This is a genomic window from Porphyromonas gingivalis ATCC 33277 (assembly GCF_000010505.1).
Taxonomy (GTDB): Bacteria; Bacteroidota; Bacteroidia; order Bacteroidales; family Porphyromonadaceae; genus Porphyromonas; species Porphyromonas gingivalis.
Window position 1 is genome coordinate 1,881,580 of the sequence record NC_010729.1, and the last position, 25,710, is coordinate 1,907,289.

Annotated in this window: 23 protein-coding genes; 14 read left to right on the top strand and 9 right to left on the bottom strand. The window is 50.5% G+C overall.

Annotation, left to right across the window (positions count from 1 at the left end; all coding sequences use genetic code 11):
• Positions 1-7 precede the first annotated feature (7 nt).
• Complete coding sequence (locus PGN_RS08015) at positions 8-2,287, top strand: NADP-dependent malic enzyme (RefSeq protein ID WP_039417605.1); 2,280 nt, start codon at positions 8-10, stop codon at positions 2,285-2,287.
• A gap of 227 nt (positions 2,288-2,514) precedes the next feature.
• Here PGN_RS08015 and PGN_RS08020 read toward each other — a convergent pair whose 3' ends face one another.
• The 3 genes from PGN_RS08020 to PGN_RS08030 all read right to left on the bottom strand — a co-directional run bounded on the left by PGN_RS08020 (position 2,515) and on the right by PGN_RS08030 (position 5,538).
• Positions 2,515-2,952: a hypothetical protein gene (locus PGN_RS08020; protein ID WP_004584754.1), complete on the bottom strand. Its 438-nt coding sequence runs from the start codon at positions 2,950-2,952 to the stop codon at positions 2,515-2,517.
• 34 nt (positions 2,953-2,986) lie between these two features.
• The gene (gene rpiB, locus PGN_RS08025) at positions 2,987-3,424 is read right to left on the bottom strand and encodes a ribose 5-phosphate isomerase B (protein WP_004584753.1); all 438 of its coding nucleotides are present in this window, start codon (positions 3,422-3,424) and stop codon (positions 2,987-2,989) included.
• 86 nt (positions 3,425-3,510) lie between these two features.
• On the bottom strand, positions 3,511-5,538 hold the full coding sequence (locus PGN_RS08030; protein WP_012458460.1) for a transketolase family protein: 2,028 nt from the start codon (positions 5,536-5,538) through the stop codon (positions 3,511-3,513).
• Positions 5,539-5,981: 443 nt separating this feature from the next.
• Between PGN_RS08030 and PGN_RS08035 the strand changes: the two genes are divergently transcribed.
• From PGN_RS08035 to PGN_RS08055, 5 genes are all read left to right on the top strand, one after another.
• Positions 5,982-7,802 (top strand): alpha-L-fucosidase, encoded by a 1,821-nt coding sequence (locus PGN_RS08035; protein WP_012458461.1) that lies wholly within the window; start codon positions 5,982-5,984, stop codon positions 7,800-7,802.
• 136 nt (positions 7,803-7,938) lie between these two features.
• The gene (locus tag PGN_RS08040) at positions 7,939-9,069 is read left to right on the top strand and encodes an aminotransferase class V-fold PLP-dependent enzyme (RefSeq protein ID WP_012458462.1); all 1,131 of its coding nucleotides are present in this window, start codon (positions 7,939-7,941) and stop codon (positions 9,067-9,069) included.
• A complete protein-coding gene (locus tag PGN_RS08045) occupies positions 9,053-9,277 on the top strand; it encodes a DUF3343 domain-containing protein (RefSeq protein ID WP_005875396.1) in 225 nt (74 codons plus the stop codon). Before PGN_RS08040 ends, PGN_RS08045 begins: the two co-directional genes overlap by 17 nt.
• A complete protein-coding gene (gene selD, locus PGN_RS08050; RefSeq protein ID WP_012458463.1) occupies positions 9,274-10,320 on the top strand; it encodes a selenide, water dikinase SelD in 1,047 nt (348 codons plus the stop codon). The genes PGN_RS08045 and selD overlap by 4 nt, the downstream gene beginning before the upstream one ends.
• A gap of 17 nt (positions 10,321-10,337) precedes the next feature.
• The gene (locus tag PGN_RS08055; RefSeq protein WP_012458464.1) at positions 10,338-12,863 is read left to right on the top strand and encodes a S9 family peptidase; all 2,526 of its coding nucleotides are present in this window, start codon (positions 10,338-10,340) and stop codon (positions 12,861-12,863) included.
• A 142-nt stretch (positions 12,864-13,005) separates the two neighbouring features.
• Here PGN_RS08055 and PGN_RS08060 read toward each other — a convergent pair whose 3' ends face one another.
• Entirely contained in the window at positions 13,006-13,887 is an 882-nt protein-coding gene (locus PGN_RS08060; protein ID WP_012458465.1) for a fructose bisphosphate aldolase, read from the bottom strand.
• 195 nt (positions 13,888-14,082) lie between these two features.
• The gene (locus tag PGN_RS11990; protein ID WP_230847018.1) at positions 14,083-14,283 is read right to left on the bottom strand and encodes a DUF1661 domain-containing protein; all 201 of its coding nucleotides are present in this window, start codon (positions 14,281-14,283) and stop codon (positions 14,083-14,085) included.
• Here PGN_RS11990 and PGN_RS11995 point away from each other — a divergent pair.
• Positions 14,264-14,335, top strand: a complete 72-nt coding sequence (locus tag PGN_RS11995; RefSeq protein WP_230847082.1) for a hypothetical protein — start codon at positions 14,264-14,266, stop codon at positions 14,333-14,335. The genes PGN_RS11990 and PGN_RS11995 overlap by 20 nt on opposite strands.
• Positions 14,336-14,538: 203 nt before the next feature.
• Here the strand turns inward: PGN_RS11995 and PGN_RS08070 are convergent, their stop codons facing one another.
• Positions 14,539-15,570 carry a hypothetical protein gene (locus PGN_RS08070; protein WP_012458467.1) on the bottom strand — a complete coding sequence of 344 codons (1,032 nt, stop codon included), beginning with the start codon at positions 15,568-15,570 and terminating at the stop codon, positions 14,539-14,541.
• A 272-nt stretch (positions 15,571-15,842) separates the two neighbouring features.
• On the opposite strand from PGN_RS08070, the gene rpsO reads away from it, so the two are divergent.
• The 5 genes from rpsO to secDF all read left to right on the top strand — a co-directional run bounded on the left by rpsO (position 15,843) and on the right by secDF (position 21,479).
• Positions 15,843-16,112 carry a 30S ribosomal protein S15 gene (rpsO, locus tag PGN_RS08075; RefSeq protein WP_004584741.1) on the top strand — a complete coding sequence of 90 codons (270 nt, stop codon included), beginning with the start codon at positions 15,843-15,845 and terminating at the stop codon, positions 16,110-16,112.
• A 115-nt stretch (positions 16,113-16,227) separates the two neighbouring features.
• On the top strand, positions 16,228-17,175 hold the full coding sequence (locus PGN_RS08080) for a metal ABC transporter solute-binding protein, Zn/Mn family (protein ID WP_012458468.1): 948 nt from the start codon (positions 16,228-16,230) through the stop codon (positions 17,173-17,175).
• A complete protein-coding gene (locus PGN_RS08085; protein WP_021663604.1) occupies positions 17,165-17,794 on the top strand; it encodes a metal ABC transporter ATP-binding protein in 630 nt (209 codons plus the stop codon). The genes PGN_RS08080 and PGN_RS08085 overlap by 11 nt, the downstream gene beginning before the upstream one ends.
• A complete protein-coding gene (locus PGN_RS08090; RefSeq protein ID WP_230847019.1) occupies positions 17,742-18,296 on the top strand; it encodes a GNAT family N-acetyltransferase in 555 nt (184 codons plus the stop codon). The genes PGN_RS08085 and PGN_RS08090 overlap by 53 nt, the downstream gene beginning before the upstream one ends.
• 237 nt (positions 18,297-18,533) lie before the next feature.
• Positions 18,534-21,479, top strand: a complete 2,946-nt coding sequence (gene secDF / locus PGN_RS08095; protein ID WP_012458471.1) for a protein translocase subunit SecDF — start codon at positions 18,534-18,536, stop codon at positions 21,477-21,479.
• 126 nt (positions 21,480-21,605) lie between these two features.
• Here secDF and rnc read toward each other — a convergent pair whose 3' ends face one another.
• The 3 genes from rnc to PGN_RS08110 are packed head-to-tail and all read right to left on the bottom strand — an operon-like array spanning position 21,606 to position 23,905.
• The gene (rnc, locus tag PGN_RS08100; RefSeq protein ID WP_004584735.1) at positions 21,606-22,391 is read right to left on the bottom strand and encodes a ribonuclease III; all 786 of its coding nucleotides are present in this window, start codon (positions 22,389-22,391) and stop codon (positions 21,606-21,608) included.
• An 11-nt stretch (positions 22,392-22,402) separates the two neighbouring features.
• Entirely contained in the window at positions 22,403-23,659 is a 1,257-nt protein-coding gene (gene fabF / locus PGN_RS08105; protein ID WP_004584734.1) for a beta-ketoacyl-ACP synthase II, read from the bottom strand.
• Positions 23,660-23,668: 9 nt separating this feature from the next.
• Entirely contained in the window at positions 23,669-23,905 is a 237-nt protein-coding gene (locus PGN_RS08110; protein WP_004584733.1) for an acyl carrier protein, read from the bottom strand.
• 168 nt (positions 23,906-24,073) lie between these two features.
• On the opposite strand from PGN_RS08110, the gene PGN_RS08115 reads away from it, so the two are divergent.
• The gene (locus PGN_RS08115) at positions 24,074-24,655 is read left to right on the top strand and encodes a phosphoribosylglycinamide formyltransferase (protein ID WP_012458472.1); all 582 of its coding nucleotides are present in this window, start codon (positions 24,074-24,076) and stop codon (positions 24,653-24,655) included.
• Positions 24,652-25,692 (top strand): peroxiredoxin family protein, encoded by a 1,041-nt coding sequence (locus PGN_RS08120; RefSeq protein WP_012458473.1) that lies wholly within the window; start codon positions 24,652-24,654, stop codon positions 25,690-25,692. The genes PGN_RS08115 and PGN_RS08120 overlap by 4 nt, the downstream gene beginning before the upstream one ends.
• Positions 25,693-25,710: the final 18 nt, after the last annotated feature.

Genomic DNA, 25,710 nt, shown 5'->3' on the forward strand with positions numbered 1-25,710 from the left:
TATAATGATGAATAGCAAACTCGAAGAACAGGCACGAGCCTACCATGCCGAAGGTAAGCCCGGCAAACTCGAAATCAGGCCTACGAAGCCTCATTCTACTCAGCACGATCTGACGCTGGCATATAGTCCGGGAGTAGCGGTGCCCTGCAAGGACATCGAACAGGATCCGGCGTTTGCATACAAATACACGGCCAAGGGCAATCTCGTAGCCGTGATCTCGAATGGTACCGCCGTTCTGGGACTGGGGGATATAGGTGCTTTGGCCGGCAAGCCGGTTATGGAGGGGAAAGGATTGCTTTTCAAGATATATGCCGGTATAGATGTGTTCGACATTGAGATAGACGAGACGGATCCGAAGCGGTTCATCGAAGTGGTCAAGGCTATTGCTCCGACCTTCGGAGGGATCAACCTCGAAGATATCAAAGCACCCGAATGCTTCGAAATAGAGGAGACGCTGAAGCGAGAATTGGATATACCCGTCATGCACGACGATCAGCACGGCACTGCGATCATCTCTTCTGCCGGCCTGATCAATGCACTGATGATAGCAGGCAAAAAGATCGAGAATGTGCGTATCGTAGTGAACGGTGCAGGAGCATCGGCTTTCTCCTGCACCAAACTGTACGAATCCTTCGGTGCCAGAAGAGAAAACATCCTGATGCTCGACAGCAAAGGGGTGATCACGGCAGATCGGACGGATCTGACCGAACAGAAACGCTACTTTGCCACCGAACGTACCGATGTGCACACGCTGGCCGAGGCCATTACCGGCGCAGACGTCTTCGTCGGTCTGTCCCGACCCAATGTGCTCACACAGGATATGGTGCGGACGATGGCTCCCAATCCCATTGTATTTGCTCTGGCCAATCCCAATCCGGAGATTACTTATGAGGAAGCTACTGCCGCTCGTGAGGATATTATCATGGCTACGGGGCGTTCGGATTATCCCAACCAGATCAACAATGTGATCGGTTTCCCTTATATATTCCGTGGAGCTTTGGACGTTCGTGCCAAGGCTATCAATGAGGAAATGAAACGGGCTGCTACGATGGCTATCGCGGATTTGGCGCGAGAGACTGTCCCCGACGAAGTACTGCGAGCCTATGGCAATGCTCAGTTGCACTTCGGGAAGGACTACTTTATTCCCAAGCCGGTGGATCCTCGTCTGATCGTTCGCGTATCTACTGCCGTAGCACGTGCGGCAGTCGAGAGCGGAGTGGCTGAGCATCCTATTGCGGATTGGGCTGCTTATGAGGCCGAATTGTTGGGACGGGTGGGACTGATGAGCCACCTTACGCGTCGTCTTCATGAATCTGCCAAGCTCAATCCTCATCGCGTGATCTATGCAGCCTGCGAGAATCCTTCGGTGCTGAAAGCTGCCGTATCGGCACGTGCACATGGAATAGCCCGACCGATCATGTTGGGGGATGAGAAGCAAATTCGGGATTTTGCCGCAGAGTTGGATTTATCTTTGGAGGGTATCGAAATCGTTAATTACCGCTCCGATGAAGAAAAGGCTCGCCGTCATCATTATGCCCGTGTCTTTGCCGAACAGAACTGGCGGCGCGGAGGCAATCATACCGAAGCGCTGGACAAGATGTTCGACCCCAACTATTTCGGTATGATGATGGTGCGCTTGGGGGATGCCGATGCTATGATCACGGGCATATACAGCAAGCATAGCTATCTGGCGGAAGTGGCCAAGCAGACTGTCGGCCTGCAAGAGGGCGTCGGTCACTTTGCCACTATGCATATGGTCAGCCTGAAGAACGGGCCACTCTTCCTGGCCGATACGCTGATCAATCACAACCTTTCGGCCGAGGCTCTTGTGGACATCGCCGTCATGGCCTATGAGAAAGCACACTGTTTCGGCGTAAAGCCTGTATTGGCGATAGTCGGCTTCTCCGACTTCGGAGCCGACAGCGATGCGGATAGTACGGTGGAGGCTGCGAAGGCTGTGGCCATATTGCATGAGAAATATCCCTATATTCCCGTGGATGGAGAGATGCGGGTATCCTTGGCTCTCCATGCCGAAAAGAGGGATAAGCAGTATCCGCAGAATAAGATCAAGGGGCGTAATGCCAATGTTTTGATCTTCCCGCGTCTCTCGGCGGCAAATGCATGTTACCAGTTGCTTCGCGAAGCGGACGATGCCGAGGAGGTGCTGGGTCCTATTCAGATCGGTCTGGCTAAGCCTGTCTACTTTGCCGACCATGATGCTACTGTATCGGACATCCTCAATATCACGGCCATGGCCGTACTGGACAGCCACGCCTGTCTGATTTGATTCAGGTATAAATCCGTACAACAAATAGAGGTTGTTTCAACGAAGAAACGAGCCTCTATTTGTTTCTTGCAGCCATACGAAAGCCTATCGGAAGATGCTAAGGCTAAAAAGCAAAGAGGCTGCTCCGCACGATTTGCAGAGCAGCCTCTTTGTATTTGGGGTTTCTATCTTTCGGAAAAGTTCCCGATAAGTCGCCTTTTATTGTCCTTAAATCCGATGGACTGACTTTACTCGGTAGGACATTCTGCCCGCTTGAGTCCGCCGGCGGTTCTGCCGGCTTCCAAGAGTGGCAGGTTGGTTTCCGTCGGAATGTAGATCACGGTCTTGTCATTCAGGCTGCCCTGCTGACGCACCCATAGATACTGAATGTATGTGGGCGTAAGGCTGTTGTTTTCTATTCTGATGGCTTCTGCAGCTCCTTTTGCCCGTTCGATCTCTGCTTTGGCATTGAGCTTCTCTGCTTCGAGATTGGCTTTTGCTTCTTCGATTTTGATCCTTCTGTTTTGTTCTGCTTTGGAAAACTCTGCTTTTCCTGCCTGTTCGGCTCGCCAAACGTTATACATCGGCAGCCCGAACATCAGCCCTACAATAGCAAGGAGAATGATAATGAGCGACACGACGATGGTCTTTCCCTGAATCGTAGTGGAAGAATTACCGATATTCATTGCTTTATTTCTTGGGTTTTTGTTGGGTTAAGTACTACTTCCGGATGGGAATTTTGTCTATTCGAGCCTTGTGGCGTCCCCCTTCAAAAGGCGTCTCCAAATAGATTTTCAAGATAGCCTTGGCTTGTTCGTCCGAGATGAAGCGTGCAGGCAGCGAGAGGACGTTGGCATCATTGTGCTGACGAGCCAAACGAGCGATCTCCTCAGTCCAGCAAAGGGCGGCACGTACGTGGGGATATTTGTTCATCACCATGGATATGCCGTTGCCGGAACCGCAGATCGATATGCCACGATTCAGCTCCCCCCGTTCGATGGCAGAGCCTAATGGGTGGGCAAAATCAGGATAATCGACGCTTTCGGAAGAGTGACATCCGAAGTCTTTTGTCGTGATGCCTTGCTCTGCAAGCCATGCCTTTACGCGTTCTTTCAATTCATATCCGGCGTGGTCGCTACAAATACCGATTGTTTCCATTGTCTGAGCTGTAGTTTGTAAAAACAGATTGCCCGAAAGCTATATTCCGATTTGGAAGTCGCTTTCGGGCATCCCGTGGTTGGTTATCAGTGGAGTATTTTCAACACTTGTTCGTACACATTCTCTGCCGTAAAGCCGAGTTTCTCGTCCAGCACCTTATAGGGAGCGGAGAATCCGAAAGAGTTCAATCCCCAGACGGCACCACTTTCACCCACAAGGCCTTCCAGGTTGACGGGCAATCCGGCTGTCAGGCCGAAACGCCTGATACCGATGGGAAGCACTTCCTCTTGATACTCGGCACTCTGCGAACGGAAAAGCCCTTCGGAAGGTACCGACACGATACGAAGTTTTACACCGCGTTTGCGCAGCAGCTCTGCCCCCTCGACCAATGTGGACACCTCAGATCCGCTGGCCAGGAGAACTACCTCGATATTCTGATCCGTATTGACGATATAAGCTCCCTTTTCAGCCTGCAACGCTTCTTCGTACCGACTGCCGTTAGCAGGCAGATCGGTGATATTCTGACGCGAAAGGATCAGAGCTGTAGGAGTATGCGTATTCTCCATAGCCATCTTCCAAGCTACGGTAGTCTCTTGAACATCGGCCGGACGAAGGACCAACATGGAGCGACGGCCGCTGTGATTGTGCAGCTTCTCCATCAGGCGAATTTGCGCCTCCTGTTCCACCGGTTCGTGAGTAGGACCATCCTCGCCCACACGGAAAGCATCATGCGTCCAGATAAACTTGACGGGCAATTCCATCAGGGCAGCCATACGAACGGCCGGTTTCATGTAGTCGGAAAATACGAAGAAGGTACCGCAAGCCGGAATAACGCCTCCATGAAGAGCCATACCGATACAGAGGCAGGCCATGGTCAGCTCCGATACACCCATCTGCAGGAATGCTCCACTGAAATCTCCTTTCTTCATGGCGTGGGTTTTCTTCAAGAAGCCATCGGTCTTGTCTGAATTGGAAAGGTCGGCAGAGGTTACAATCATATTCTCCACTTCTCCGGCAAGAGTACCCAACACGGTGGCAGAAGCGGAGCGGGTAGCCTGATTGGGTTTCTGCTCTATGGCTTTCCAGTCGATTTGGGGCGTTTGACCGGCAAACCACGCATCGAACTTGGCTGCCAAATCAGGATGGGTGCTGCGCCAACGTTGCTCTTCTTCGCGACGCTCTGCCATGATCTGCTCCAGTTCTGCCAAGCGAGCGGCATACATTTCCCGAACTTCGGGGAAGATGGCGAACGGCTCTTCGGGATTGCCTCCGAGGTTCTTGACCGTTTCGGCGAATGATGCTCCGGCAGCCGATAGCGGCTGTCCATGCGTGCTCACCATATTCTCATACGAACTGCCATCCTCGCCTACGGCACCTTTGCCCATAAGGGTGTGCCCGATGATAAGTGTGGGACGCTCGCCCTCTCCCTTGGCTTCGGTCAGGGCCTTGCGAATTTCATCCGCATCGTTACCTGCAATCTCTATTACCTTCCAACCCCATGCACGATATTTCATGGCTACGTCTTCGCTTGCCACCTCTTTCACTGTCGTAGAAAGCTGTACGTCGTTCGAGTCGTAGAACATAATCAGATTGTTCAGCCCAAGGTGTCCGGCGATTCGGCCGGCTCCTTGTGATACTTCCTCCTGTATTCCTCCATCGGAAATGTAGGCATAGATCGTTTGGCTCATCATCCAGCCGAAGCGATGAGCGAGGAATTTGGCTGCGATGGCTGCACCGACAGCATAGGTGTGGCCTTGTCCCAAGGGGCCGGATGTGTTCTCCACTCCGTGCATGACATCTACTTCGGGGTGTCCGGGTGTGATGCTGCCCCATTGGCGGAATGCTTTGAGGTCATCCATGGAGTACTTGCCCGTCAATGCCAGCTGAGCATACAGCATCGGGGACATATGTCCCGGATCCAAGAAGAAGCGATCGCGACCGGCCCATTGCGGGTTCTTCGGGTCAAAGATCAGATACTCGGAGAAGAGTACGTTTACAAAGTCCGCTCCGCCCATGGCTCCGCCCGGGTGACCGCTTTTGGCTTTTTCCACCATTGCAGCGGCCAATACTCGAATATTGTCCGCAGCCTTGTTCATCAGCTTTTTGTCATTCATTCCTTCTAATTATGTTGAGGTGAGATTATATCTTAAATTGCGATTGTCCTGTGACCGAAGACATCTTTTCCGACAAAGGTAAGAAGTTCCGTTCAGAGCACGTGGTTTACTATATTAAATAGATGATCTTTCGGAGGTCAAGCTTTGTTCCTCTCCCCTTAAGTGCACTGCATCAAGCTTTTGATTTCAAAAGACAACTGGTCGGAGTCCACCGGGTGGAAAGAACCCTCGAATCTCGCCCAAGCTGTACCGAAAAAGACTGCCCGGCAAAGAGGAGATTTGGCAGCTGTCAACCGAAAGTCATCTTAAAGAGTAAGGTATGTAAACCGATACGGACTTTAGAGGAAACACTGTAATTTTAATCACGAATCAGACACTCTTCGAGTGTCAAACTTTTTCAGCACACGTCACTTCCCCTTTAGACAATCAAAAACATTCGATAAATGAAAACCCTGATAACAAATCGTTTCCTCCTGCTTTTTGTCTTTTTGCTTACTGCTGTTTCTGGGCAGGGGCAAGAAGTCTACTATCCGGGGTCTGTGGTTTTTCCTGCCGATGCCACTTTGGAACAGAAGGTGGAGATGGCGGCAAAGGTAGTCCCTACCCTACAACAGCTGGCTTGGCAGCAGATGGAGCTGACGGCATTTCTGCACTTCGGCATCAATACTTTTACCGACAGTGAGTGGGGTGATGGGAAAGAAGATCCGGCACTCTTCAACCCGGTGGAGCTGGATGCTCGGCAATGGGTACGAATACTGCACGAAGCGGGCTTTCGCATGGTAATCCTTACGGCCAAGCACCACGATGGTTTTTGTCTCTGGCCTACAGCTACCACGCGCCATTCGGTGGCTTCATCTCCGTGGCGAGAGGGCAAAGGCGATGTGGTGAAAGAAGTCCGAGCAGCGTGCGAAGAGTATGGTATGAAGTTCGGCATTTATCTGTCTCCTTGGGATCGCAATGCGGAGTGCTATGGCGATTCGCACCGTTACAATCGGTTTTTTGTCAGTCAGCTCACCGAACTGCTCACTCACTATGGAGAAGTACACGAAGTATGGTTCGATGGAGCCAATGGCGAAGGGCCCAACGGCAAGCGACAGGAATATGATTGGGAGACATTCTACGACACCATCCGCCGACTGCAACCCCAAGCCGTTATGGCTATCATGGGAGACGATGTGCGCTGGGTAGGCAATGAGCGTGGACTGGGACGAACCACCGAGTGGAGTGCCACAGTGCTTACGCCGGGTATTTATTCCCGTTCGAAGACGGAACGCAATCGTCTGGGAATTAGGGAGAACTCTCCGGATTTGGGCAGCCGAGAGGTGCTGAAAGAAGCTGGCGAAATCTTTTGGTATCCGTCCGAAGTGGACGTTTCTATTCGTCCGGGTTGGTTTTACCATGCTGCCGAGGACAAGAAAGTCAAGTCATTGGACAAGTTGGTGGATATTTACTTTCAGTCCGTAGGTTATAATTCGGTACTCCTGCTCAATGTGCCGCCCGATAGGCGAGGCCTGATCCACGAAGCCGATGCCTTGCGCCTGAAGGAGTGGGCTGACTATCTCGGTCGGGCCTTTGCTCATGACAGGGTAGTGGATTCGGCGCGCTATGCCGTTGTTCAAGAACATGCCGTCGAAGAATATGCACTCGAATCTAAGACGCACATCAATATACTTATGCTCCAAGAGGATATTACTAAGGGGCAGCGCACCGAGGCTTTCACTGTGGAGGCGTGGGTGGATGGAGCATGGCAGGAGATCGGCCGCGGTACGACTATCGGCTATAAGCGACTTCTTCGCATTCCTGCAGTCGAGACGGATCGGATACGGGTACGTATAGAACAGTGTCGTCTGCCGGTCAATCTGTGTCGCGTAGCTGTGTATTATGCCGAGCCACCGGAGCAGGTCGTTGCCGATGAGTCGTGGAACGATATTCCACGTGCAGACTGGAAGCTGCTTTCGGACGATCCATTGACTATCGATCTGGGTAGAGAGGTCATGTTGCGCGCTTTTACCTATGCGCCATATAAGGCCGAAGCCAAGCCTACGACTGCCGTCCGCTATCGGCTGGCTGTGAGTGAAGATGGCAGACAGTGGCGAGAGATCCCGACTATGGGGGAGTTTGCCAATGTGATCAATAATCCTCTGCCTCAAACTGTAGATATGAATCAAATCGTCCGGACGCGCTTCATCCGCTTGGATGCAACTGCCGCATCGGGAGATAAAGCCGTAATCACGATGCAGGAAATCGGCGTGACTGTGGAATAGTGGTACGAGAACATCAGCAAATGTAGTTATCTTTGACAGCTGTTTGGATTCGAACGATTTGTCAGAACCGGCAGTATAATGTCTCCCGTAGCGAGGAATACCTCCCATTTGCTCTTGATGAGTTGCCGCATTGCGGATGAATACATATTTCGATAACGCCACCACCTCCTATCCTAAACCCGATGCCATGCGTCAGGCTTTGGCGCATTTCTACGATGTGCCGGTAGGGAGTTACGGCCGCAGCCGCGATAGAGAGACGCTGCGCGTTATTTCGGAAGTAGAAGAGTTGCGCGATGCTTTGGCCGACCTGATCGGTGTATCCGAGCCGGCTCATATCTGTTTTGCGGATAATGCCACTACAGGTATCAATACCATTCTTCGAGGCTCTTTGCAGGCAGGCTGTAGCGTGCTGGTCAGTCCGATGGAGCACAATGCTGTGATGCGTCCGCTCCAATGTCTGGCTGATACCATCGGTCTAAAGATTGCCCTCATGCCTTCGATGCCTGACGGACGAGTCGATACCAACCGGCTGGTCGATGCCATTCCCACAGATACGGCTCTCGCTGTGGTCAATCTGGAGAGCAATGTCAATGGTCTAGTCCAGCCCATAGAGGAGATAGCCCGTTTGCTCACACAGGAGCGCGGCATCGCTATCTTGGCCGATGCTACGCAGTATCTCGGAACTTCACGACTCAAAGCTGATGAATTGGGGTTGGCTTATGTGGCTTTTACCGGTCACAAAGGACTTTTGGGGCCTTCGGGTACGGGCGGATTCTATATCCGTGACCCACGAAGCGTTCACCCTCTGACCACAGGTGGCAATGGTTTGCATTCGGCTAACTGGACAGTGGGGGTGGAGATGCCGGAGCGGTTTATGGCCGGCACGGTCAATGTGCTTGGGCTTACCGCTTTGCTGGCTTCCGTTCGTCAACTTCCGCCCTTTCGTATCGGTCGGGACGCGTGGAAACAGTGTATGCAGCAGATGCAGCGGTTCCCGGGACTTCGGGTGTATGGTGCTGCTGACCCGATCGAGCAGGGCTATCTATGCTCGCTGACGCATGACCGGCTGACACCTGCACGTATAGGCGATGCACTGTACGAAGCATTCGACATTGTCACTCGCACGGGGATTCATTGTGCGCCGTTGGCGCATCGATCGATTGGTACCTTCGCTACCGGAACAGTACGTTTGTCGCTCTCTCCCTATCACGAAGAGGCTGATTTGGAGTATCTCCTAAATGCTTTGAGCCATGTCTTACGAAGCTGACAGTCGATTTTTCCTCTTCTCTACTACTCGTGATTTCATTCGGGCTATGAGGGCTGCCGAGCAGGCCGAACTGACTCATCGCGTTATTGCAGTTCCCACCCATTTGAGTGCCGAATGTGGAATGTGTCTGCACATTTCATCGGTTCAAGAGGAATTGCTCGAAACTATTTTGAAACGAATTTCCATTCCATATACTATCGGAATATGAACCGATCTTCCTTCGATCTACTCTCTACGGTCGAGTACGGTGGCTGTTCGGCCAAACTGGATCCGGCCAAACTGAGCGAACTCCTGCACGATATACCCTTGCCTGTAGATAGCCGTATCATGGTGGATGTGAGCACGCATGACGATGCCGGCGTGTACCGGCTCAACGACGATACTGCCCTGATCGTAACCACGGATTTCTTCCCGCCGGTTTGCTCCGATCCTTATACCTTCGGTCGCATAGCTGCTGCCAATGCTCTCTCGGATGTGTATGCCATGGGAGGGCGACCGCTGTTGGTACTCAATCTGACCATGTTCCCCTCCGAAGGGATTCCCGTAGAGGTCTTGGCGGATATTCTCCGTGGAGGACAGCAGACAATAGACGAGAGTGGTGCCTTTACGATGGGAGGGCATACGATAGACGATCCCATACCTAAGTACGGACTGGCCGTTACAGGCATAGTGCATCCGGAGCATCTGGTCACAAATGCCGGCGTACGTGCAGGGCAATGCCTCGTCCTAACCAAACCGCTGGGAATAGGCGTAGCGATGGCTGCCCACCGTTTGGGGCTTATCGGCAGTGAAGTCTATGAGGCTGCCATCGGGCAGATGTGCCTGCTCAATAGAGCAGGGGCGGAGTTGATGCAGAAATACGGGATAAGGGGTGCCACCGATATTACGGGTTTCGGTTTGCTCGGACATGCCAAGGAGCTGGCAGAGGCTTCAGACGTTTGCTTGCATATCGACAGCCGATCGGTGCCGGTTTTACCGGAGTGCCTCAGCCTGCTAAGGGACGGCTGCATACCAGGTGCTACCTTCCGTAATCTTCGCTTTGTAGGGGATATGCTTCGGGCAGATTGTCCCACAGAGTACAAAATGCTTTTGGCCGATGCACAGACATCGGGCGGATTGCTGATGGCTGTCGATGCCGATCGGGCGGAAGATCTCGTGGCGGATCTCCATCGGACGGGTCTGCATCCTTTTGCTGCCATTATCGGTTATGCTACCGATGCGGAGGATGCCGCAAAACTGATCGTAACTTAAATCAATAGAATAAAGAGATGAAAAAATCATTACTCATGCTTTTGCTCTCTGCTGCGACTCTGTCCTCCATCGAGGCACAGACGATACAGCAGATGAAGGCCGGAGGCCCGTGGCCGGTACGTGCTGCTTTTAAGACCGATACCGTGGGGATGAACGGCTCCAAGTATAATCCTGCCGATTTGCTGCGTCAGGCTTACGATGCGACGGACAAAGATCTGCGCAACGTGTCGGCTGACAAGGACGGACGCATCGCCGGAAGAAAAGCCGGATCCAAAGCAGAACGCTCGGAAATGGCAGTCTATTCCTTTGCCCTCACGGCAGAACATTTCGCAAAAGGAGATATAGAGGTATTCGGACAGGGGCGAATGTCTCTTTGGTTGGACGACAAGCAGATAGGGATAGCCGATAGTCCGAATTCCAAGGGCGACACAACGCTGCGTTTCTCTGCATCGCTCTCGCTGGTTCCAGGCACACATCATTTGCTGCTCAAGAGCTTGCTTCTCGAAGGCGATACCACTGCTACGGATGTGCGCGTAGTCCTCAAGCCGAAGACCGCTCGCGATTCGTCGGCTCTCTATCCCAACTATACGGGCAAGGAGCGGCTGAGCCTCAAGCACATGATGAGCGGCACATTTCTATCGGGAGGGAGTCTCTCTCCAACGGGCAAGTATGTACTTACTTCTTATCGGGTAAGCAGGGATAATAAGCCTGCTGTGACCTATAACCAGCTGCGCGATGCCAAAGGAAATATCCTGCTCAATCTGAACGAAAAAGAGGCCCTTGGTTGGATGCCGCATGAAGATATGCTGATGGTGATTCGCAAGGAAGGAAATACGAAGCGTTTGGTGGCTTTCGATCCGATGGGGAAAGGTGAAAAAACCTTGGTGTCCAATCTACCCGAATCGCAGTTCAGGATGTCGCCCGATGCGCGCTATTATCTTTTCTACAAACAAGAGAAAGGCCCCGGAAAAGATCCTCTCTTTATCCGTCATCTGGATCCGGACGACAGACAGTCGGATTGGCGGGATCGTTCGCAGATCTATCTGTTGAATGCCGAGAGCGGTGTGTACGGTCCGCTGACATTCGGCTATTCTACCACCTATATATATGATATTGCACCGGATAGTAAGCGTGCTCTGATCGGTACGCTCTCCACGGACTGGACGCGCCGTCCTTTCCGCTTTGCCACTATCATGGAGTACAATATGGAGACGGGCAAGGCGGATACGCTTATCACTCGCGATCCTTCCATCGACGCAATCCAGTATACACCCGACGGCAAACATCTGATCGTAATGGGTTCGGCAGATGCTTTCGGCAATATAGGACTGAACCTGAAATCGGGAGTCACTCCCAATTCTTACGACAAGCAATTCTTCCTGTTCGATCTCTCCACACGGAAAGCAACAGCCTTGACCAAGAATTTCAACCCCAGTGTATCGGCAGGGAGATTCGACAGAAAAAACAACTACTATTATTTCAGGGCTGAAAACGGATCGCGCAAGCAGCTCTATCGGTTGGATCTGAAAACCCTTGAGATCAGTCAGATTCAGACCGGAGAGGATGTAGTACAATGGTTCGGTGTGGCAACTGATAATGGTGCTGTCTGGTACAGCGGCCAGAGTGCCAACAATGCTGACAGACTCTATCGGCTCGATGGGACCAAAGGAAAACTCGTATGGGATCTGTCCGCCGAGAAGTTGGCCAATATCGATTTCACACCGGCACGCGACTGGAACTATACGGCTCCGGATGGCACAGTCGTAGAGGGTTGGTACTACCTGCCTCCGCAATTCGATCCTTCCAAGAAATATCCTATGCTGGTCTATTACTATGGAGGAACCAGCCCGATCAATAGGACACTGGAAGGACACTACTCGCTGGCGATGTATGCTGCTCAGGGCTACGTAGTCTATACGCTCAATCCCAGCGGTACTACCGGCTATGGACAGGAGTATGCAGCTCGTCACGTCAATGCCTGGGGCGATCGGACAGCCGATGAGATCATCGGGGCAACAAAAGAGTTTATCCGCACGCATAGCTTTGTCAATGGCAAGAAGGTCGGTTGCTTCGGAGCCAGTTATGGAGGCTTCATGACACAGTATCTTCAGACGAAGACCGATATTTTTGCCGCAGCAGTCAGCCATGCGGGTATCAGCTCGATCAGCAACTATTGGGGGAGCGGATATTGGGGAATGGGTTACAGCACTGTGGCCAGTACCGACAGCTATCCTTGGAACAATCCGGATCTGTATGCCGGACACAGTCCTCTCTTCAGGGCAGACAAGATCCATACTCCGCTCTTGCTCCTGCACGGCTCTGTGGATACGAATGTGCCTACGGCGGAGAGTGTGAATCTGTACAATGCTCTGAAGATACTCGGACGCGAGGTAGAGTTTATCGAATTTACCGAGCAGGATCATTTCATCCTCGAACCGGAGCGACGCATTCGCTGGACGAACAGTATCTGTGCTTGGTTTGCCCGTTGGCTGCAGGACGATCCCACCTGGTGGAACGAACTCTATCCTCCTGTGAATCTCTAAGGCGAAAGCATTGTATCGCCTGCTAACAACCGAATAGAACAGGGGCTGTGCTGAGGATAAAACCTCGACACAGCCCCTGCGCTATTCGGGAAAATCCGAAAGAAGTCTTTACGCTTCTACGGCTTTCCTCTCTCCAAGCTTTTTACTTGATGGAAGCCTGATAAACGTCTTCGATAGACGCTTCCAACATAGCGTTGAACTCGGCGTCGGTCTGCTGGACGGAGAGACCTTCGACCAAAGCGCGAGAGAACGAAGCGATAACGCCATGGTTGCGGCTGAGCAACTCATTGGCTTGCTCACGGGAATAACCACCGGAAAGCGCTACTACGCGCAGCATCATCGGGTGTTCGATGATTTCCTTGTAGAAGTTGTCCACTGTCGGGATCGTAATCTTGAGCATCACTGGCTCCGTCATCTTGTCCAACTGTGCCAGCAGTTCTCGCTTGAGGATCTCTTCTGCCTTAGCCTTTTCGGGGCAGTGGATGTCTACCTCCGGTTCGAGGATAGGCACTAAGCCATGAGAAAGAATCTCTTTTCCCCATTGGAATTGCTGCTCTACGATGTCGCGAATGCCCTGCTCGTTGGCCTGCTTGATCACACTGCGCATCTTGGTGCCGAAAACGTGGTATCCGACAGCTTCTTCACAGAGCTTGCCGAGTTCGGGGAACGGCTTCATCAGCTGTACGCCGTTGGCTTCGTCCTGAAGCCCTTTGTCCACTTTCAGGAAGGGGACGATGTGTCTTTTCTCCCAAAGGAAGTCTGCCGTAGGCATTCCTTCGATCTTGCCGCGCATGGTACGTTCGAAGAGAATCACACCGATGATCTTGCCCGTAGCGAAAGCCGGAGAAGTAATCATCCGAGTACGCATTTGGTGAATGAGATCGAACATCTCCTCTTCGGACTGATATGCATCGGGTTGGATACCGTATGCCTTCAGAGCTTTAGGGGTCGAGCCACCACTCTGATCCAATGCTCCTACAAAGCCGGGAGCCTGACGCATCTGCTGCAATTGTTCTTTGTTCATTGCTTGTTTATTTTATAAGATTAGCGAAATAGCTTGTGGTTTTTCTTGTTTTCCTCAAAGGTAGAGATTATTTGTGAGAGGGGACGGTTCGCACATGAATAATTGATTCGGAGGAAGGGATCTTGAGGGCTAAAGGTCTGAGGAAAATCAGCCTTCTCGAATATCTACTCATGATTGCTGCTTCGGAGAGGTCTCTTAGCAAGGATAAATGCTTGAAAGGCTGATACTGACAAATGCGATGATCTCACTGATTGAGAACTCGCATTGAAGGATCGGATACACGATATCCCGTACCCGATCAGTTTGCGTGCCAAAATTTTTGCGCTTGTGGTCGCTGAAAACATGGCGCGAAAACTTTTTGCTTTTGGTGCGGGAAGTGAAAAATTCCCGCGCCACAACGAAAAAATTCCGGTGCCACTTTTGGGAAAAACGCAGACCGCAATTTTAGCGTTTTTGGTTCGTGTTTTCGAATGAGTGAGTTGCGGGTATTGCTCCAAAGGGGTGATGGCGAATCATTGACACGACGTGTCGTGTCCGTCCTGTCCGAGCGTGTGATTCATGAAGGTCTATAAAGAGGTGACACTGTAAGACGGCAATCGGCTGTGTGCGGCGATTTTTTCCGTACACAGCCGACTGCGGATAGATCCCGATCTACAGGTAAACGTGCAAACCGATAGTGAAGTCGAACCGATTGGCTCCCATCTTTTCTTTTGGTTTGGGTGCTGATATGTTCGTCGTCTTTATGTTATCCGGATGGAAAACGCCACCGACCATCATGATCTCTCCCCCGATGCCTAAATGTTTGTTCAGCTTGTATCCTATGTTGAGTGCCGTATTTGCTCCGACTGTGCTGCCGGAGAAGTAACCTTCCCTCTTCGGGTCGGATATGTCGGTCAGCGTTTGTTTGAAGCCCAAATAACCTAAGCCGAAACTTATCCCAAGCAACCACCGCTCCGAAAGAGCAGTACTCATGCTGAATAAGGGAGCGATATAGTCCAATCGATTGGCGAATCCGATACCCTGGTATTCGATTTTCTTGGTGATGTCGGCTTCATATCGAGAGGCGATCAGACCGAATCCGTAGAGGTTCCCTTTCGGGTGACATTTATATTGGAGTACGAACGAAAGTCCGTTGCTTAGCTTTTTCTCCAGCTGCTGCTCCGAATAAGACAGCCCTTTTGTCCGATTCGTGATGATAGAGGGGCCGAAATGGAGCGAGAGGTCGTGTACGGGAGCCTTGATCCGAGAGCCGATTTTCCCCCTTTGACCCGAATCGTACAGGGGCGAGTCGGGATAACCTTCTCCCTCGTTCCTCACGACAGAATCTGACAAGAGCATAAGCCCGCCTATCTGATGCATGGAGCTGCCGAAGATAGAGGGTCGTTGGTGATTGATCACGTACAGGATATTGGCACCGCTTTTTCTGGTTTCTTCGCGAGCAATCTGCACGGCCTCCGAGTAGGAGAGACTCCGGGATAGACCGGATTCGGCGATCCTCACTTTCCCTACCAGCTCAGCCTCCGAAGGGGGACGCTTACCGTTTTCGAGTTCGTAGACCGCAATAGGTGTTCCCTCGGGCAAAGGAGGGTACTGTTTGTTCAGCTCGGTGATGATGCGAGGCGCGCAAGAATGCAAGGAAATTAAGAGTACGATGACCGCACTCAGAGAGAATAACTTTTTCATAAGCTGTATTTTCGTTCAAAGAGTGCACAAAAGTAAATAGAATCTCTGCTTTCTTGGCTTGTTTTTGGGCCCAAAAATGCAAAGAAGGGCGAGTTCTCCTTTCCTTGAATGCTTGGCCCAATGTAGATCCGTACGTCCAACGGCATCGTTATAACAAGAGCGAAGAAACAGATTCGCGCTGTGGTATAGGGAATTATATTATCTTTGCGGCCAGATCTACGACCGTAGTAGCGGAAGTAGTTATTGTTTAACACGTTAAAAAACGGAAGAAAATGTATTTGGATTCAGCTAAAAAAGCAGAACTCTTCGAGAAGTATGGCAAGTCAGTGAAGGACACGGGTAGCCCCGAAAGTCAAATCGCTTTATTCACATTTCGCATCGCGCATTTGACTGAGCACTTGCGTCAGAACAAGAAAGACTTTGCCACGGAACGTTCTTTGAAGATGCTGGTAGGTAAGCGTCGTCGTATGCTCGACTACTTGATCAAGGTAGATATCGAGCGTTACCGTGCCATCATCAAGGAACTCGGTATCCGTCGCTAATTCTCGCAGAGTGCCTCAAAGAGCATTTGCCTGAATAAAAAAGTTGTCTACGGGCTGTGTCGAATAAGGGTGAAACCTTAGGACACAGCCTTTCTTTTTGGTAGATTTGCAATCTATGATCAAAACGATACTTTCACGATATGTATCCTCGAACTTTTGGAGTCGGGGAGCTACCTCTTTTTTCACGATTTTCCCGGCCTTCATCCTCGCCGCTACTGCTTTGCCGGCTTGTGGAGGGGGTACTGCTTCAAGCTCCGATCGTACGCTGGCTGTGACCATCGAGCCACAGAAATACTTCATCGAGTCCATTGCGGATAAGTCGGTGCAGGTGGTGGCATTGGTGCCGGCCGGCAGCAATCCGGAGGAATACGACCCTTCGCCTACCGTGATGAAGCGTTTGTCCGAAGCAGATGCCTACTTCTATATAGGAGGACTGGGGTTCGAGCAAAGAAATCTCGCTGCCATTCGGGACAATAACCCTAAGCTCCCTCTTTTCGAAATGGGCAAAGCCTTGGCGGATGCCGGAAGTGCAGATCTCCACGGCTCCTGCACAGATCATTCTCATACAGACCTGCATGCCCATGATCCGCACTATTGGAGCAGTGTGGTAGGGGCAAAGGCACTCAGTCGTGCTGCATACGACGCGCTTGTGGAGCTTTATCCGAACGAGAAAGACAAATGGGACAAAGGGCACGACCGTCTCAACGGACGTATCGACAGCGTGAAGAGACTCGTCGATACCATGTTTGCCAATGGCAAAGCAGACAAAGCCTTCGTCATATATCACCCATCGCTCAGCTATTTCGCCCAAGAGTTCGGCCTGCGGCAGATCGTCATTGAGGAAGACGGGAAAGAGCCTACAGCTGCCCACCTTCGTCGTGTGATCGATCAGGCACGTGCCGATGGTGTCAGAATCGTATTTATCCAACCCGAATTTGAAACGCGTCAGGCGGAGGACATCGCACGCGAGATCGGTGCTCGTCCGGTAAGGATCAATCCTCTGCGCAGCTCGTGGGAGGAGGAAATTTTACATATTGCTCGCGCTTTGGCTCATGAACGGTAGCTTATTGCTCAGCCTGAAGTCGGCCTCGTTCGGCTATGGACCGAAAAATGTATTCAAGGACTATTCGCTCGATATCGTTCGTGGCGAATTTCTCGGTATCGTAGGACGCAATGGTGGGGGAAAGTCCACCCTCGTAAAGGCAATAATCGGCCTGCTGCCACTGCGATCGGGGAGTCTTACGTTCTACAATCGGGAGGGAATGCCGTGTGCAAGGCCCTCGATCGGTTATCTGCCTCAGCTCAATCGTATCGACAGAGCTTTTCCTATTCGCGTGGAGGAGGTCATTCGATCCGGTTTGCTTGGGGAGGGTAATCGAGGTTCGCACAAAGAACTTCTGGCCGGTGCTGCCTCCGATCTCCGGATAACCGATCTGCTCAAACGCCCCATATCGGATTTGAGCGGCGGACAGCTACAGCGTGTCCTTTTGGCCAGAGCTATCGTAAGCTGTCCCGAACTCCTCGTACTCGATGAACCGAACAGCTATTTGGACGAATCGGCTGAAGCACTCGTGCAACAGACTGTATCCCAAAGGCACAAAGACGGTGCAACCATCTTATTGATTTCACATGACAGAGAAAGCATTGGACAGCAAGCAGACAGGATATTGTCTCTCGACTGATCATTACCGGATCCGTCGGGCTCTTCCATCCGATTACGACAGCATTCTTGCCCTATGGGAGGATGCCCGGCACACGATGCTTGCTTCCGACAATCCACAGTGGCAGGGAGCATATCCGGGCGAGGCCGAAGCTCAAGAGGATATAGCCCGAGGAGAAGCCTTCCTGTTGGATATAGCGAGCACTCCTTTGGGGGTGATGGCTGTGAATGATCAGATGCCGGCCGAATACGGCTCGTTGCCATGGCAGACCGAAGGGAAAGCCTATACGATACACCGCCTGGGTGTTCATTCCTCTCTGCTCCGCAAGGGGTATGCCGCTGCCATGCTTTCCTCTGCCGAGACGATAGCTCGCGAACAAGGGGGCACTTGCATACACATAGATACGTATAGCCCCAATACGGCTGCGCAGAGCCTTTTCCGTCGCCTTGGCTACCGGCAGGTTTGCTCTTTCCATATGAAGCAGAAGCCTTTGCCATATATCGCTTTCGAAAAATCGCTCTGAAAGCAGCTCGGAAGTGGGTAGGCTGCAGTATCCTTGCTGTGGTTCTTGGTTATAGAGCCACCCAATCATTTGCTGTACCGAGGCAAAGTCCCACTGTTTTTGCTGCCGATGACCCGAATGATCGACTATTTTCTATATATAAAGTGAGAGATGGTGTAAAAAAAAACGTAACTTTGCGCCCTATGAATATGCCTGTATAGATGAAAAAAATCTAACAATAAATAAGTAACAGACAAAATGCAAAACAAAGGATTTGTGATTGTTATCACATCGGCTCTGGCCATCATCTGTGCGTTTTACCTGTCATTCTCTTTCGTTACGAACCGTTACGAAAAGAAGGCTAAGGCGATGGGCGATGTTGCCGGAATGGCCTATCTTGATTCCATGTCGAATGAGAAGGTCTGGTTCGGCTACACGCTGAAAGAAGCTCAAGCCCAGCAAATCGGTCTTGGCCTTGACTTAAAGGGGGGTATGAACGTTATCTTGAAACTTAACGCAAGCGATCTGCTTCGTAACCTCTCTAACAAAAGTTTGGATCCCAACTTCAACAAAGCTCTGGAGAATGCTGCCAAGAGCACGGAGCAATCCGACTTCATCGATATTTTCGTGAAGGAATATCGCAAGCTCGATCCCAACGGTCGCTTGGCCGTTATCTTCGGTTCGGGTGACCTTCGCGACCAGATTACCGCAAAGTCTACGGATGCAGACGTAGTGCGTCTGCTCAAAGAAAAATATAATAGTGCTGTAGAAGCTTCGTTCAATGTGCTCCGTGCTCGTATCGATGCTTTCGGTGTGGTTGCACCTAATTTGCAGCGATTGGAAGGGCAAGGGCGTATCCTTGTCGAACTCCCCGGAGTGAAAGACCCTGAGCGTGTTCGTACCCTTTTGCAACGCAGTGCCAACCTACAGTTCTGGCGTACATACAAATTCGAAGAGGTCAGCGGAGACTTGATCGCTGCCAATGATCGTCTGAGCGAATTGGCTATGAACAACACGGATGCTACCCCGGAAACAGAGCCTGCAACTACTGACTCTGTAGCTGCAACAGCCGATTCTACTGCTGTACAAGCTGTAGCTGATTCTGCTACTGTAGCACAAGAAGAGGCCAAGGATGCTACTCGTAAAGACGCACTCTTCTCTCTGCTTACTCCCGTGAATCGTGGCGGTGCAGTAGTGGGTGTGGCTCGTCGTGCTAATATGGCTCAGATCTCTGAAATGCTCCAGCAAGCTCACGATCTGAAGGTTACACGTGAAGATGTGCTTTTCCTCTGGGGTGCTAAAGCAATCGAAGACCCCGAAACCAAAAAGGAGACCGACCTCTACGAACTCTATGCTATTCGTACCAATCGTACGGGAGATCCTGATTTGGGAGGTGATGTAGTGACTTCCGCCAAGAGTGATATCCAAAATGACTTCGGTCGTTCCGAACCGATCGTTTCGATGACGATGAATGAAGAAGGTGCTCGTAAATGGGCGCGTATCACAAAGGATAACGTGGGACGGGCAATCGCTATCGTTTTGGATGGTGTGGTTTATTCTGCTCCGAACGTGAATGATGAGATCACGGGCGGTCGCTCTCAGATCTCCGGGCACTTCACCGTGGAGGAGGCCGGTGACCTTGCCAACGTACTCAACTCCGGTAAAATGGATGCTACGGTAAGCATCGAACAGGAAAACGTGATTGGTCCTACGCTGGGTGCCGAGTCCATTAAAGCCGGATTCTTGTCGTTCCTGCTCGCTTTGGTTATCCTGATGTGTTACATGTGTCTGGCTTACGGTTTCTTGCCGGGTCTTATCGCAAACGGAGCATTGATTGTAAACAGCTTCTTCACATTGGGCGTATTGGCTTCTTTCCATGCCGTGCTGACCCTCTCGGGTATCGCAGGTTTGGTGCTGACGCTGGGTATGGCTGTGGATGCCAACGTACTTATCTTCGAGCGTATCAAAGAAGAGCTTCGTGCCGGTAAGACTCCGATTCGTGCCGTTACGGATGGTTATGGCAACGCTTTCTCTGCCATCTTCGACTCGAACGTTACGACTATTATTACCGGTATCATCCTATTCCTCTACGGGACGGGGCCGATTCGCGGTTTTGCCACTACGTTGATTATCGGTCTTATCGCTTCTTTCATTACGGCTGTCTTCTTGACTCGTATCGTTTTTGAGAAACTGGCGAAAAAAGGTCGTTTGGATAAGATTACATTCACTACGAGCATTACTCGCAATCTCCTTGTCAATCCCTCATACAACATCTTGGGTAAGCGCAAGACCGGCTTTATCATTCCGGTGATTATCATCGTTTTGGGACTTATAGCTTCATTTACAATCGGTCTCAATAGGGGTATTGAATTCTCCGGAGGACGTAACTACGTAGTTAAATTCGACCAGCCAGTATCTTCCGAAGCCGTTCGTTCGGCCTTGTCTTCTCCCCTGCAGGAAAAGGTATTGGTTACCTCCATCGGTACTGAAGGGACAGAGGTGCGTATATCTACGAACTATAAGATCCAGGAGGAAAGCGAAGAAACTGAAGCAGAGATTACTGACAAATTGTATCAGAGCCTGAAAGGTTTCTACACCCAGCAGCCTACTGCTGATCAGTTCTTGGACAATATCATTAGCTCTCAGAAAGTAAGTCCCAGTATGTCGAGTGACATCACGAGAGGTGCTATTTGGGCTGTGCTGTTATCGATGATCTTCATGGCCATTTATATTCTGATTCGCTTCCGTGACATTTCCTTCTCTGCCGGGGTATTCGTATCTGTGGCCGCTACTACATTCTGCATTATTGCTCTGTATGCGTTGCTGTGGAAGATTCTGCCCTTCACCATGGAGATCGATCAGAACTTCATCGCTGCTATTCTGGCTATCATCGGTTACTCGCTCAATGACACCGTGGTTGTATTTGACCGTATCCGTGAGACGATGAAATTGTACCCCAACAGAGATCGCTATCAGGTGATCAACGATGCCCTTAATTCAACATTGGGTCGAACATTAAATACGTCTTTGACTACGTTTATCGTTATGTTGGTAATCTTCATCTTTGGAGGTGCTACGATGCGTAGTTTCACGTTCTCGATCCTGCTCGGTATCGTTATCGGTACATACTCTACGCTCTTTGTTGCTACACCCCTTGCCTACGAGATCCAAAAGCGCAAGCTCAACAAAGCAGCTAAGAAATAATCTGATCACTTACTTCTAAAGCAACAACCCCAACGACACAAAGTGGAGTGTCGTTGGGGTTGCTTCTTTTTCTGAAAATACAATAAGAAAATGCAGCACAAGTTATTGTGTGCAGAGTACGAGTCTTTATTCCGGCTCCGAAGATGATGACGATTTCTTTTTTTGTCGGTAATCGCGCGCACGCTTCAACTTTTCCAGGGCATCATGTGCAGCATTCTGATGAGCTTCTTTCTTATTCATGCCGATTCCGCTACCGATACGATGGCCATCCACAAACACAGCGTAATTGAAATGTCCGTGAGCACGCTTAGGCTCGGAAATAAGACGAAATTCCAGATTCAAGTGGTGCTTCTGTGCCCATTCAAGTAGAAGGGATTTGTAATTCGTAGTAGTATCCGTCAGGCTGTCTTCCAATTCATGAAAGACGGGAATGAAGCGTGTAAGGACAAACTTTTCCGCTGCTTGGTATCCTTTGTCCAGATAGATTGCTCCGATAAGGGCTTCCAGTGTATTGCCCATAATATCAGAACTCATCTGAGATATTTCGCCACGGACAATCAGAAAACGATCCAATCTGAGCTTTTTTGCCACTACATTGTTGATCTGTCTTTTGACAATCGCGCTGCGACGCTGACTCATATCCCCTTCATCCCAGTGAGGATGTTGGCGATATAAATAACCGCTGATAGCAGTGGCAAGAACGGAGTCTCCCAAAAATTCTAAGCGTTCGTTATTCAGTCGGTAGCCTTCGTCATCGACCAGACTGCACGAACTATGCCGAAAAGCCAGCTCATAAAAAGCAATCCGACTTGGTTTGAAGCCAAGAATATCCGAAAGCAAAACAAAAGACCCCCTCGGCTTTCGCCAAGGGAGTCTTGATAGGTATGAACTCAAAGACAACATTGCAGTCATCTATCAATCAGTTATTTCTCGAACTTCTTGAATACAACGCTGGCATTATGTCCTCCGAATCCAAAAGTATTGGACAGGGCTACACGTACCTGACGCTTTTGTGCTTCGTTGAATGTAAAGTTCAGGTTATAATCGATTTCCGGATCGCGATCGTCGTCCTGATGGTTGATCGTAGGCGGAACGATATCCTCGTGGACAGACTTAACGCACACCATAGCTTCTACAGCTCCGGCAGCTCCGAGAAGATGTCCTGTCATACTCTTGGTAGAACTGATGTTCAGCTTATAAGCATGTTCTCCGAAGACATCCTTGATAGCTTTCGCCTCTGAAATGTCCCCAACAGGAGTAGAAGTACCGTGTACATTGACGTAGTCAATATCCTCCGGCTTCAATCCAGCATCTTCGATAGCGTTTGTCATAACCAGCTTGGCTCCCAACCCGTCAGGATGACTTGCCGTCAGGTGATATGCATCGGCTGAAAGACCTGTTCCCACCAATTCGGCATAGATGCGGGCACCGCGTTTAAGAGCATGTTCCAGTTCTTCGAGAACTATACATGCTGCTCCTTCACCCATTACAAACCCGTCACGACTGGCACTGAAGGGGCGGCTGGCCTCTTGTGGAGCATCGTTGCGAGTGGAGAGAGCATTCATTGCATTGAAACCTCCCACTCCGGCAGCGCAAATCGACGCCTCAGAGCCTCCTGCAATGATTACATTGGCTTTGCCTAAGCGGATCAGATGGCAAGCATCGATCAGAGCATTGGTAGAGGAAGCGCATGCGGATGCGATGGAATAGTTAGGACCATGGAAGCCGTATTTGATCGAGATCTGGCCGGCTGCAATATCGGAGATCATCTTGGGGATGAAAAACGGATTGAAACGAGGCCCGTTCTCCGGATTATAGTCGCGCACTTCACTTTCAAAAGTCGTCAGACCACCGATTCCGGCAGAAACGATCACTCCCACACGATTCTTGTCCAATTGGTCCAAATCGAGGCCGGAGTCTTTTACACTCTCATCGGCCGCTACTTGTGCAAGTTGCGCGTAGCGGTCTAACTTACGCACCTCCTTGCGGTCAAAATGTTGCAAAGGGTCAAAACCCTTCACTTCGCAGGCGAACTGCGTTTTGAACTTGGAGGCATCAAAGAGCGTGATAGGTCCGGCTCCACTCTTGCCTGCCACTAAGCTTTCCCACGTTTCGGGAGCAGAGTTGCCAAGCGGAGTAATGGCTCCTAACCCTGTTACTACTACTCTTTTCAGTTCCATCGGAGTATTTTACTTCAGGTTTTTTTCGATATAGTCGATAGCGTCGCCGACAGTCTTGATCTCCTGTGCTTGGTCGTCAGGGATAGACATGTTGAATTCCTTTTCGAAATTCATCATCAACTCAACTGTATCAAGAGAGTCTGCTCCGAGGTCATTTGAGAAACTGGCTTCACGCGTTACTTCAGAAGCTTCTACATTCAATTTGTCAACTACGAGGTCGATCACTTTTTTTTCTACTTCAGACATAGTCTTGTTCTTTAAAATGGTTATTACTAATAATCTTCTTACTTATATTTGTGCTTCATTTAGCGCTGTTTAGCGGATTTAGCACAGAAAATACCGTGTTAGTCCATTATCAGCACCAGAAAATCTGCACAATCACACTCTTTGTGTGCAGCAAAAATAGTAAATAAAATGAGAAAAGTAGCGGTTTTAGCTTCCGGTAATGGCTCAAATGCAGAAAATCTGTGTCATTTCTTTGCCCAAAGAGGTTCGGCAAGCTTGGCTGTGATCCTCAGCAACCACTCCGATGCAGGAGTTATGGCACGTGCCCATCGGCTGAAAATACCGGCTTATTCGTTTACTACCCAAGAGATGCTCGAAGGATCGAAGCCCATTGCCCTCTTGAAAGAATTAGGGATAGACCTGATCGTGCTGGCCGGCTATATGTGCTATATAACCGCACCTTACTTGGAATCCTTCCCCGATAGGATCGTCAATATCCATCCTGCATTATTGCCCAAGTTCGGCGGAAAGGGAATGTACGGACACCACGTACACGAGGCCGTCCTTGCTGCAAGGGAAAAAGAAAGCGGCATCACCATTCATCTTGTCGATGGACATTACGATCACGGCAAAATCCTCCGTCAAGCTATCTGTCCGGTCCTTCCGGAAGATACTCCGGATACGCTGGCCGAAAGGATCCACGCTTTGGAATATGCACACTATCCGGAAGCTATAGAGGAATACCTGCTCCGACTTCCTACGGAATCATGAAATACTCCTTCCCAATGTCCAAGCCATCCAACATACTATATTATATAGTAGCAGGTTTTGTCCTGTTCCTTTCTCTCTCATGCAGTAGAGCATCTGATGTTTGCCACCTCAAACTGAATCTCTCCAATCTCAGCCGAGGCGATTCGGTTCTGGCTCTGCGAATTGAAGGGGAAGGCTCCTTTCGCACAGAAGAGATACACGTTACTCCGCCCAAGGCACAGATTCGACACGAAATCAAAGGCGATGTTAGTCGCATTCTATTATATTTCAACGAGGGCAATAACGTGCTCCGGCTCTATCCTGAAAAGGGAGAAGATATTAAAATCACTCTCGATGCCGACCAACCCCTCCTGCCTAAAATAAAAGGAGGAAGTACACATGCCACACTGAACGAGTTCATGCAAACTGCAGAGGAAGAGATCCATCGCTATCAGGATCATCTCCGAACCACCGACTTCCCCTCCAAAGCAAAAGCCTTCAGAGACTTGCGGCTCAAAGCCCTTGACTTCTATCTTTCCCATCCCGATGCCACCGGTATAAACAGATTAGCGGAGGAATACGACCTTTTCGACATAGACCTCATTCGCCGCTCCGGTATCTCGATGCACCGGCTTCCCCCGTCTCTTGATTCCATCCTTAGCCGGAATAAGTCGTACGCAGTCGGCCGTTTGGCTCCGGACTTCCTTGTCAAGGATATTGATCAGCGATCTTTCACTCTTTCCTGGTATAGGGGACAAGATGTGCTTTTGCTCTTCACGAACAAGCCTGACTCCACTACCGCTACATCATTGAAAGTATGGAGAGATAAAGAAGGAAAGACAAAGCCGGAAACCCTTACTCTCTCGCTCTTTGCACCGGACTCATCTCTCCGTAAACTCATCAGGAAGTTGGCTTTGCCCGGACGTGTGGCATCGGATAGTATCGGACAGGTATCGACACTTCTCAAGCGATATGGCATAGACAGTCTTCCATATACTATCCACATCGACACAGCCGGAAATATCCGTAGCCGCCATGCAGGCTACAGTCTCCAATAGTCCCTTCGCACCCTGTTT